9 protein-coding genes are annotated in these 9,518 nt (G+C 59.8%); 7 read left to right on the forward strand and 2 right to left on the reverse strand.

The window, feature by feature from the left end:
- Positions 1–14: 14 nt before the first annotated feature.
- Positions 15–803 carry a sulfite exporter TauE/SafE family protein gene (locus tag CO660_RS14955; RefSeq protein WP_097599354.1) on the reverse strand — a complete coding sequence of 263 codons (789 nt, stop codon included), beginning with the start codon at positions 801–803 and terminating at the stop codon, positions 15–17.
- Between the two features lie 231 nt (positions 804–1,034).
- Between CO660_RS14955 and metG the strand changes: the two genes are divergently transcribed.
- From metG to CO660_RS14970, 3 genes are read left to right on the forward strand one after another with little or no spacing between them, the layout of a single operon-like run.
- Entirely contained in the window at positions 1,035–2,585 is a 1,551-nt protein-coding gene (gene metG / locus CO660_RS14960) for a methionine--tRNA ligase (protein WP_097599355.1), read from the forward strand.
- A gap of 4 nt (positions 2,586–2,589) precedes the next feature.
- Positions 2,590–3,372 (forward strand): TatD family hydrolase, encoded by a 783-nt coding sequence (locus tag CO660_RS14965; RefSeq protein WP_097599356.1) that lies wholly within the window; start codon positions 2,590–2,592, stop codon positions 3,370–3,372.
- A 3-nt stretch (positions 3,373–3,375) separates the two neighbouring features.
- Entirely contained in the window at positions 3,376–4,194 is an 819-nt protein-coding gene (locus tag CO660_RS14970) for an MBL fold metallo-hydrolase (RefSeq protein ID WP_085778201.1), read from the forward strand.
- A 67-nt stretch (positions 4,195–4,261) separates the two neighbouring features.
- Here CO660_RS14970 and CO660_RS14975 read toward each other — a convergent pair whose 3' ends face one another.
- Positions 4,262–4,870 (reverse strand): TerC family protein, encoded by a 609-nt coding sequence (locus CO660_RS14975; protein ID WP_020921320.1) that lies wholly within the window; start codon positions 4,868–4,870, stop codon positions 4,262–4,264.
- Between the two features lie 256 nt (positions 4,871–5,126).
- Here CO660_RS14975 and CO660_RS14980 point away from each other — a divergent pair, with 256 nt between their 5' ends.
- From CO660_RS14980 to CO660_RS14995, 4 genes are all read left to right on the forward strand, one after another.
- Complete coding sequence (locus CO660_RS14980) at positions 5,127–5,792, forward strand: hypothetical protein (RefSeq protein ID WP_097599357.1); 666 nt, start codon at positions 5,127–5,129, stop codon at positions 5,790–5,792.
- Between the two features lie 58 nt (positions 5,793–5,850).
- Positions 5,851–6,222 carry a hypothetical protein gene (locus CO660_RS14985; protein WP_097599358.1) on the forward strand — a complete coding sequence of 124 codons (372 nt, stop codon included), beginning with the start codon at positions 5,851–5,853 and terminating at the stop codon, positions 6,220–6,222.
- 324 nt (positions 6,223–6,546) lie between these two features.
- On the forward strand, positions 6,547–8,700 hold the full coding sequence (locus tag CO660_RS14990) for a mechanosensitive ion channel domain-containing protein (protein ID WP_097599359.1): 2,154 nt from the start codon (positions 6,547–6,549) through the stop codon (positions 8,698–8,700).
- 90 nt (positions 8,701–8,790) lie between these two features.
- Complete coding sequence (locus CO660_RS14995; RefSeq protein ID WP_097599360.1) at positions 8,791–9,324, forward strand: GNAT family N-acetyltransferase; 534 nt, start codon at positions 8,791–8,793, stop codon at positions 9,322–9,324.
- Positions 9,325–9,518 lie beyond the last annotated feature (194 nt).

Genomic DNA, 9,518 nt, shown 5'->3' on the forward strand with positions numbered 1-9,518 from the left:
AAGGTTTAGGCGGATCAGCCGGCCAGCAGCTTCCACGCAACGAGCGCAAGCGTGATGGCCAGGAGAATGCGAATGATACGTTCGTGCAGCTTCGGCGCCAGAAGGCTTCCCAGAATAATACCGGGAATCGAGCCGACGAGCAGGGCAAAGAGCATCGCCCAATCGATCTCGCCGATCAGCCAATAGCCGGTGCCGCCGATCAGGGTCAGGGGTACGGCGTGGACGATGTCGGAGCCGACGATTTCGCGGACATCGAGCCTCGGATAGAGCACGAGCAGGATCGTCACGCCAAGCGCACCGGCGCCAACCGAGGTCAAGGTGACAAGCACGCCGAGACAGAATCCGAGAATGACGGTGAGGGCAAGAATGGTCGTCGGCCGCGGCAGGGTGCGTTCGCCGATGGCGCGACGCGCAAATTCGAGGATCGGGCCACGAAAAATCAGCATGAACGCGGTCATGACGAGAAGCCAGCCGAGGGCTGATGTAATGGTGTTTGTCACGCCGATGCTCTTGCGATCGACACCTGCCAGCAGCCAGAGCATCAGCAAGGCGGCCGGGACGCTGCCGGCGGCGAGGCTGCCGATGATCTTCCAGTTGACGCGCCCATGCACGCCGTGAACAGCGGTGCCCGCTGTCTTGGTGATCGCAGCATAGAGAAGATCGGTGCCGACGGCAGTTGCCGGATGGACGCCGAAGAGCAGCACCAGCAGGGGTGTCATCAGCGAACCGCCGCCTACGCCGGTAATGCCGACAAGGGCGCCGACAAACAGTCCCGAAATCGAATAGAGAGGCTCGAATGTCAAGCAAGCGCCTCCAACGGCGCCCGGTGACGGGGATTGTGGTGGGTGAAAACTGGCACGTCGTTGGGTCCCGCCTCTCTTTCTGACGACCGGTAAATTGCGTGCGAGACGGAGTCAAGCTCACGACCCCGTGTCCTGGAATTCATGGGCGGCAGCGAAACTTGATGTTTCGCTCGACGGTGACATGCGCTAAGAGCGGCTGACCATTGATAAATAAGCCGGACCTTGGCCGCCATGACAGACAAGACATCCTTCTATATCACCACCGCGATTTCCTATCCCAACGGCAAGCCGCATATCGGCCATGCCTATGAGCTGATCGCGACGGATGCGATGGCTCGCTATCAGCGCCTGGATGGCAAAGACGTCTTCTTTCTGACGGGCACCGACGAACACGGCCAGAAGATGCAGCAGACGGCGCGCGCCGAAGGGATCCCGCCGCAGGCGCTCGCCGACCGCAACTCCGGCGAGTTCCAGGCGATGGCCAAGCTGCTCAATGCTTCGAACGATGACTTCATCCGCACCACGCAGGAGCGTCATCACGAGACATCCAGGAATATCTGGACGCTGATGGCCGACAATGGCGACATCTACAAGGACAGCTATGCCGGCTGGTACTCGGTGCGCGACGAGGCCTATTACCAGGAAAACGAGACGGAGCTGCGCGCCGACGGCGTGCGTTACGGCCCGCAGGGCACGCCCGTCGAGTGGGTGGAAGAGGCAAGCTATTTCTTCAAGCTCTCCGAATACCAGGAGAAGCTGCTGGCCCACTACGAGGCGAACCCGGATTTCATCGGCCCGGCCGAGCGCCGCAACGAGGTGATCTCCTTCGTAAAATCCGGCCTCAAGGATCTGTCGGTCTCGCGCACGACCTTCGACTGGGGTATCAAAGTGCCGAACGACCCTTCCCATGTCATGTATGTCTGGGTCGACGCGCTGACCAACTACATCACGGCGACGGGCTATATCGAGGACAAGAATGGCCCGAGGGCGAAGTACTGGCCGGCGGATGTGCACATCATCGGCAAGGACATCATTCGCTTCCACGCCGTCTATTGGCCGGCTTTCCTGATGTCTGCGAAGCTGCCGCTGCCGAAGCGCGTTTTCGCCCACGGCTTTCTGCTCAACAAGGGCGAGAAGATGTCGAAGTCGCTCGGCAACGTCGTCGATCCGGTCAATCTGGTGAATCATTTCGGGCTCGACCAGGTGCGCTACTTCTTCCTGCGCGAAGTCTCCTTCGGTCAGGACGGCAGCTATAGCGAAGAGGCGATCGGCACGCGCATCAATTCCGACCTCGCCAACGGCATCGGCAATCTCGCCAGCCGGTCGCTGTCGATGATAGTCAAGAATTGCGACGGCAAGATCCCGGAATGCGGGCCGCTGACCGACGAGGACAAGGCGATGCTTGCCCAGACCGATGCGCTGCATGCATCGACGCGCGAGGACATGAGCAAGCAGCTCATTCATCGCGCGCTCGCCTCGATCATTGCAGTCGTTTCGGAGGCCGATCGCTATTTTGCCGGCCAGGCGCCCTGGGCGCTGAAGAAGACGGATCCGGCGCGGATGGGCACGGTCCTTTATGTCACGGCCGAGGTGGTGCGCCAGATCGCCATCCTGCTACAGCCCTTCATGCCGGAATCATCGGGCAAGCTGCTCGATCTTGTCGCCGCGCCTGCCGACAAGCGCGATTTTGCCGCGCTTGGCGAAGTTGGCCGCCTCGTTGCCGGGACGGTGCTCGAAGCGCCGACACCGGTCTTCCCGCGCTATGTGGCTCCGGAGGCCTGAGGCCGTGCTGATCGATACCCATTGCCATCTCGATTTTGCCGACTTCGAGGCGGAGCGCGACGAGATCGTCACGCGCGCCCACCAAGCCGGCGTCAAGCAGATGGTGACGATCTCGACGCGCGTGCGCAAGCTCGACGGGCTGCTCGCCATCACGGAGAAATATCCGTCGGTGTTCTGCTCCGTCGGCACCCATCCGAACAATGCCGGCGACGAGCTGGACATCCAGACCGAAGAGCTGGTGCGCCTGGCGAAGGCGCATGAGAAAGTGGTGGCGATCGGCGAGGCGGGCCTCGATTATTTCTACGACACGCAGACACCAGAGGATCAGCAGACCGGATTTCGGCGCCATATTGCCGCCGCTCGGGAAACGCAGCTTCCGCTCGTCATCCACAGCCGCAGCGCCGATGCCGATATGGCTGATATCCTGACCGAGGAAACGGGGAAGGGAGCCTTCCCCTTTATCCTGCATTGCTTCTCGGCAGGGCCGGATCTGGCGCGGACCGGTGTCGAACTCGGCGGCTACATCTCTTTTTCCGGCATTCTGACCTTCCCGAAATCGGAAGAGCTGCGTGAGATCGCCAAGACGATCCCGCATGAACGGCTGTTGGTGGAAACGGACGCGCCCTATCTCGCTCCGAAGCGCTGGCGCGGCAAGCGCAATGAGCCGTCCTATGTCGTCAATACGGCCGAAGTGCTCGCCGAGACGATTGGCCTTTCCTATGCGGACGTCGCCCGGATCACGACGGAGAACGCGTTTCGCCTGTTCTCGAAAATGCCAAGGATTTAGCAGGTGCTCTATCGGCGGCGCTTCACCATTCTCGGCTGTTCGTCGTCACCGGGCGTGCCGCGTATCACCGGCGACTGGGGCGCCTGCAATCCCGACAACCCAAGGAACCGGCGCACGCGCGCCTCGTTCATGGTGCAGCAGTTCGCTCCTGATGGCGGTGTGACGACCGTCGTCATCGACACCGGACCCGATTTTCGTGAGCAGATGATCCGGGCAGGGGCCGACCATGTCGATGCGGTGCTCTACAGCCATCCGCATGCTGATCATATTCACGGCATCGACGATCTGCGCGGCTATTTTCACAATACGCGCCGGCGAGTGCCGATCTACGCTGACCAATTTACGATGGACAGGCTGCGTGAAGCCTTTGGCTATTGCCTGGAGACGCCGCCGGGCAGCAATTATCCGCCGATCGTGCTGCCTGTCGTCATCGAAAATCTTGACGAACCCGTCGAAATCCGCGGCCCCGGCGGCAAGATCGATTTTTTTCCGCATATCCAGCAGCATGGCGATATCAATTCGCTCGGCTTCCGCATCGGTGATGTAGCTTATTGCAGCGATATCAGCGATTTCCCGCCGCAGACCGTCGAAAAGCTGAAAAATCTCGACGTGCTGATCATCGACGCCCTGCAATACACCTATCATCCGAGCCATCTGTCGCTGGAACAGTCGCTCGACTGGATCGGCCGGCTGAAGCCGAAAAGGGCGATACTCACCCACATGCATACGCCGCTGGATTATGACGCAGTGATGGCGCAGACGCCGGACCATGTGGTCCCGGCGTTCGATCAGATGAGCTTCGAGACGGAGTTTCTCGCTTAACCCGGCGATGCAGCATGCTTACACGCGTGCAGCAGGATCGGGGACTGAGCCCCGACCCTGGCGCAGGTCACTGCATATAGGGAAGAACCTCGACCGCGCCGCGATAGATCATGTCGAGCGAGACGTAGAGGATGATCAGCAGACCGATATAAGCGATCCAGCGATGGCGGCCGAGCAGACGGGCGATCAGGTTCGCGGCGATACCCATCAGCGCGATTGACAGGCCGAGGCCGATGACCAGGACGCTCGGATGTTCGCGCGCAGCGCCCGCAACGGCGAGCACGTTATCGAGCGACATCGAAACGTCGGCAATGACGATCTGGGTTGCCGCCTGGAAGAAGGTCTTTTTCGGCGCGCCTTCGCCGCTTTCCGCTACGCGATCCTCGTTATGGCCGTCGCGAAGCTCGCGCCACATCTTCCAGCAGACCCAAAGCAGCAGCAGGCCGCCGGCCAGCAGCAGGCCGACGATCGCCAGCAGATAGACGGCAACACTGGCGAAGAGAATACGCAGGACCGTCGCGGCAAGAATGCCGACGATGATCGCCTTGCGCCGTTGTGTGGCCTCGAGGCCGGCAGCGGCAAGACCGATAACCACGGCGTTGTCGCCGGCGAGAACAAGGTCGATAGCAATGACCTGCAGCAAAGCCGTCAGACCGGCTGCCGTGAAGATGTCCATATGAAATGTCCCCAATGCGTCGAAAGCCGTGCTAGCGTCTCGATGGTTTGACGTCAACCGCCGAAGGCTGCAACAGACGATGCGATTCACTGCCTGGTGTATCTGAAAAAGGACAGGCGGCAACGTTATGGAACTGCCGTGAAATGCCGCCGATCCGTCCCACTGCCGTGGAACATTCATCTCGGCTGCCGGTTCTTCAAGTCAGAAACCAGGCGTCGGGTCGACGTCTGGAAAGAGACATCGAGAGGAGCGTTCCGTGAGCAACATTCACCACGATACCAACCCCAGCTCTTCAGGCCCGATGGGCGGCGGCAGCCTTACGGCATTTTTCGACAGCCGGTCCGAAGCCGAATCTGCGATCTCCCGTCTCGAGGACGCGGGCGTGCCGGTCGCAAGAATAAGATTGATGCCGGGCTACGAAGCGGACGGAAAGAATGCCGGCGCCATAAGTGACGACCGCAGCGGCTTCTTCGACGCGCTGGCCGACTTCTTCTTCCCGGATGAAGATCGCGCGATGTACGCAGAAGGGCTGCGGCGAGGCGGCTTCCTCGTTCAGGTCAACGATATCGACGACGCGCTCTATGAGACAGTTCACGATATTCTCGACGACGAAGGCAGCATCGACATCGATGAGCGGGCAGATCTCTGGTTGTCGGAAAGCGGCCGTCAAGGTGGGTCGAATACCGGTTTTGCCGGCTCGGCCCAAGGCGGCAAAGCTGCGGATGACCTGGCTGTGTCCGAGAGCGCGTTCGAAGATGAAACGCGACCGGTCGCGATACGCGACACCACGCATGGAAGCGCCAAGGTGCGCGCTTACACCTATCCCGGAGGCAGCTCGCCATCGACCGGTGCAGATCGGCAAACGCAGACACAGACGCAAGGCGGATCGAACCAAAGTCAGGGATTCCGACGTGATCACTGATGTGTCGGCATGAGGAGCCGACCTCGATCGCCCCTGCTGAATAATTGAGGAGACGTCCATGCAATCATCCATCAATCGCGACGGTTTCCTTCCGCCGGATCCCGATGAACTGGTCGCGGAAGGTGAGCCGCCATTTGCCGACGCCGCCACCGCGACTGCGCGCGAGAAGGCCGACCACGATCTCGACCTCCTACAGCACGAAGTAAGGCTGTTGCGCGCCCGGATCGGCATCCTGCGCGAGGATGCGGAATCGGCGCTGAGAGCCCAGGCGAACCTGATAGACGCAAGCGCCCATGTCCAGCTCGGGAACTATCCCTGGGCAAAGCTCGCCTTGGCCACGGGCGCGGCTTTCATCGCCGCCAGAATCGTTCGCAGCCTTCCGTTCGGCGCTTTGCTGGCCGGCCACCTCTATGAGACGAGACGGTGGTGAAGGGCTGACCTCAGATACGCCCGGTCCTCTGACAATTCGGGGGAGAGCCCAATGTGCTGCCCGCGATCTGACTGCGGGCCGCACTTCGCAGTTGCGCCAAATTCATTTCTGACATTGCCAACCGTAGCCGGCACTGTGCCGCAGGGGGTCTGCAGGACGGGGAGGCGCCCCGATGATGCGCGCCGAGACAACGATGATCGCAGCTGGGCAACGATCAGCCTGCCTCGGCCAGACAGGTTCCTCGATTGACGTTGATGGCGTGACGCTTCACAAAGTGCCAATCCTCTACAGCACAAGCGGCACCGTTCCGGGGACCACGATCACATGCGCAGCAATGACGACCGCCATTCCTTGCGGAAAATATTCACAGTCCTGACGATCCTGTTTTCCACACTGCTGCCAATCGGCGTCAATCCTGCTTCCTCGGCTGAGTCATCCGAATCCTCGGCGCCGATCCGCGTCATCATCGAATTGCCGAATGACGATTCCGGTCGCGCTCTGGTCGATCGGATCGTTCCCGGCAATCAGGAGCCCACGCAGCCAGTCGCCGTCTCACCAGCGCCAGCACCGCCGTCGATCGCGACGTCACTGCAGGATTTGCGCCAGCGCTTGCTCTCGCTCGTCAACGCAGTTCCAACCCTTCCGGGACAGATCCAGGCGGCGATCCGGCTCTTCCAGACAGACAATCGTATCGACCCTGTCAGTCTTATCCTGGCGGTCATACTCTTCGTAGCAGGCGGTTTTCTGGCGCAGCGCATCGCCTGGTGGTCGGGGCGAGGGCTTCTTCATTTTATACTGACCGCACCTGCCGACACGGTCCGGCAGCGGATCAAACTGCACGCCGGGCGGCTGTCGATGGGGCTTCTCGCATTGATCGGCTACCTCATCGGAAGCCTCGGCGCCTTTATCCTGTTTCCATGGCCCGCTGTGTTTCGCGACGTTGCGCTCATTCTGCTGTCAGCTGCGCTCATGGTGCGCCTCGGCGTGCTGGTGGGCCGCATCGTGATCGCGCCGGGCGCCCGCCTGCCGCATATGCGGCTTGTGACCCTTGTGACGTCGCTTGCGTGGTTCTGGTACTACTGGCTCCTTGCAACGGTCGCTCTGTTGGCAGCCGGCTGGGCCACCATCGAAGTGATACGAACGATCGGGGCTCCGGCCATATTGGTCGATCTTTTTACCGCCGCATGGCTAGCGGTCGTCTCGATCGCGCTGATCGCGATGATTTGGCTGCGGCAGTTCCGTTCCGACGGGCCGCCGGTGAACCGGCTGATCAGCGTCGGCTTCAGCGCAAGCATTGTTCTCTCGTGGCTGTTATGGGTGTCGGGACTGCGTGCTGCATTCTGGACGGTGATCGTCATTGCGCTTCTGCCGCTGACGGTATCGGTAGCGCGCGATATCACTCGGCGCATCATCATCAATTCGCAGGATGAGCGTTCAGTGGACGATCCGGCCGTCTTGGGATGGTCGGTCGTTATCATGCAGACGTTGCGCAACGGTCTTATCGTGGTTGCCGCGCTGCTCATTGCCCGCGCGTGGGATGTCAATCTCGGCGATCTTGCCGCAGCCGAGACGGTGACCACACGTCTGATCCGGGCGGGAATCCGGATCGTGATCGTCTTGCTGGTGACCGACGTCATCTGGAAGCTCGTCAGCACTCTGATCGACACGCAGATGGAAGTGGCGTCGCGAAGCGTGAATGCAGGCCATCAGGAGGGGCCGGAGGCGCGCCGCCGTCAGCGGTTGAATACGCTTCTTCCCATTCTTCGCAATGTGCTGTTCCTCGCGATCGGCGCCGTCGGTTTCCTAATGATTCTGGATGCTGTCGGCATTCAGATCGGGCCCCTGCTTGCTGGAGCTGGTGTCGTCGGCATCGCCGTCGGCTTCGGTGCGCAAACGCTCGTCAAGGACATTATCTCCGGGGTCTTTTATCTGTTCGACGATGCCTTTCGCATCGGAGAATATATCCAGGCGGCAAAATACAAGGGTACGGTCGAAGGATTTTCGCTGCGATCGATCCGCTTGCGACACCACCGCGGTCCTGTCACCATCGTTCCATTCGGCGAACTTGGCGCGGTGCAAAATCTGAGCCGCGACTGGGTCATCGACATCATCACGCTTACGCTGAACTATGACAGCGACCTCGAGGAGGTCCGCAAGACCATCAAGCGCATTGGCGTCGAGCTTCTGGACGATGCCGAGCTGGGGCCCAATATCATCGAGCCCTTGAAAATGCAGGGCATCGAGCAGATGGCGGATTATGGCGTGCAGATCAGGCTGAAATTCATGGCCAAACCGGGCGAACAATTTGGCGTCCGCAGAAAGGCGCTTGCCATGCTGAAGAAGACCTTCGCCGAAAAGGGCATTCAGTTTGCAACACCGACGGTGCATGTCTCCGGCGGAACGGCCGATGCAGCGTCATCAGCCGCCGCGTCGGAGCTCCAGAGACCAACAAAACCAGTCTTGCCGATTGAGGATTAGCAAACCGCAAGGCTTCCACCCCTTGTTTGGAATGCCCGTGGGCGATGTGCGAATCCAACCTGTTGAGCAATCGACCTAGAGGTAAGCCAGATGATTGATTTCAGGTCACTGACAGAAACTGATTTTCCGATATTGTGTGAGTGGCTAAATAAACCTCATATGCGTGCTCACTACCAGAAGACGCCGATAACGATCGAGGAAGTTCAGAGGAAGTATTCTGAGCGCCTGAGCCCAAGCCATCCTACCCATTGCCATATAGCTTGTTATAATGGTGAGCCTTTCGGAAAATTGCAGTGCTATTTGCTTCGCGACTATCCCGACTTCGCGTCTGAGATGGGCGAGCACGACGGCGTAGCGGTCGACCTATTTATCGGCGATGAGCAGTTCAGAGGGAGGGGCTTGGGGAAAGCTATGCTTCGCTCATATGTGCTGAACGTGGTTCCTTCACTTTTTCCCCACGACTTCAAATGTTTCATTTGTCACGCTAAAGAGAACCAAATAGCTATTCGGGGTTCGCTGTCCGCAGGGTTTCTGCCGTATCGAGACGTCATCGAGGGCGGAGTGGAAAGTCTGCTACTTTCATTCGACCGACCGAACCAGGCATGTCTGCCTTTTGTCCGATAATCTCGTTCGGCGATAAATCCCGCTGACCATTGCGGAGAGACGGTTCGGGGCCAAAAGCAACAGTCGAACCACTCTCCTGTTCCATAATCTACCTTATGCGACCGTTTTGTGGCCGCAGGTACATTCTATTTCCAAGTGCGACATGCCAATGATTTCAATGGCTTCACTTTGGAGATTTTGGCATGTCCCGATGC

The organism is Rhizobium sp. L9, from assembly GCF_002531885.1.
In the GTDB taxonomy this organism is placed as follows: Bacteria; Pseudomonadota; Alphaproteobacteria; order Rhizobiales; family Rhizobiaceae; genus Rhizobium.

Bases quoted from the DNA above. Each gene is read 5' to 3' on its own strand.
- metG (WP_097599355.1), top strand. From the start codon at position 1,035: ATGACAGACAAGACATCCTTCTATATCACCACCGCGATTTCCTATCCC.
- CO660_RS14975 (WP_020921320.1), bottom strand. From the start codon at position 4,870: ATGGACATCTTCACGGCAGCCGGTCTGACGGCTTTGCTGCAGGTCATT.
- CO660_RS14985 (WP_097599358.1), top strand. From the start codon at position 5,851: ATGCAATCATCCATCAATCGCGACGGTTTCCTTCCGCCGGATCCCGAT.
- CO660_RS14990 (WP_097599359.1), top strand. From the start codon at position 6,547: ATGCGCAGCAATGACGACCGCCATTCCTTGCGGAAAATATTCACAGTC.
- CO660_RS14995 (WP_097599360.1), top strand. From the start codon at position 8,791: ATGATTGATTTCAGGTCACTGACAGAAACTGATTTTCCGATATTGTGT.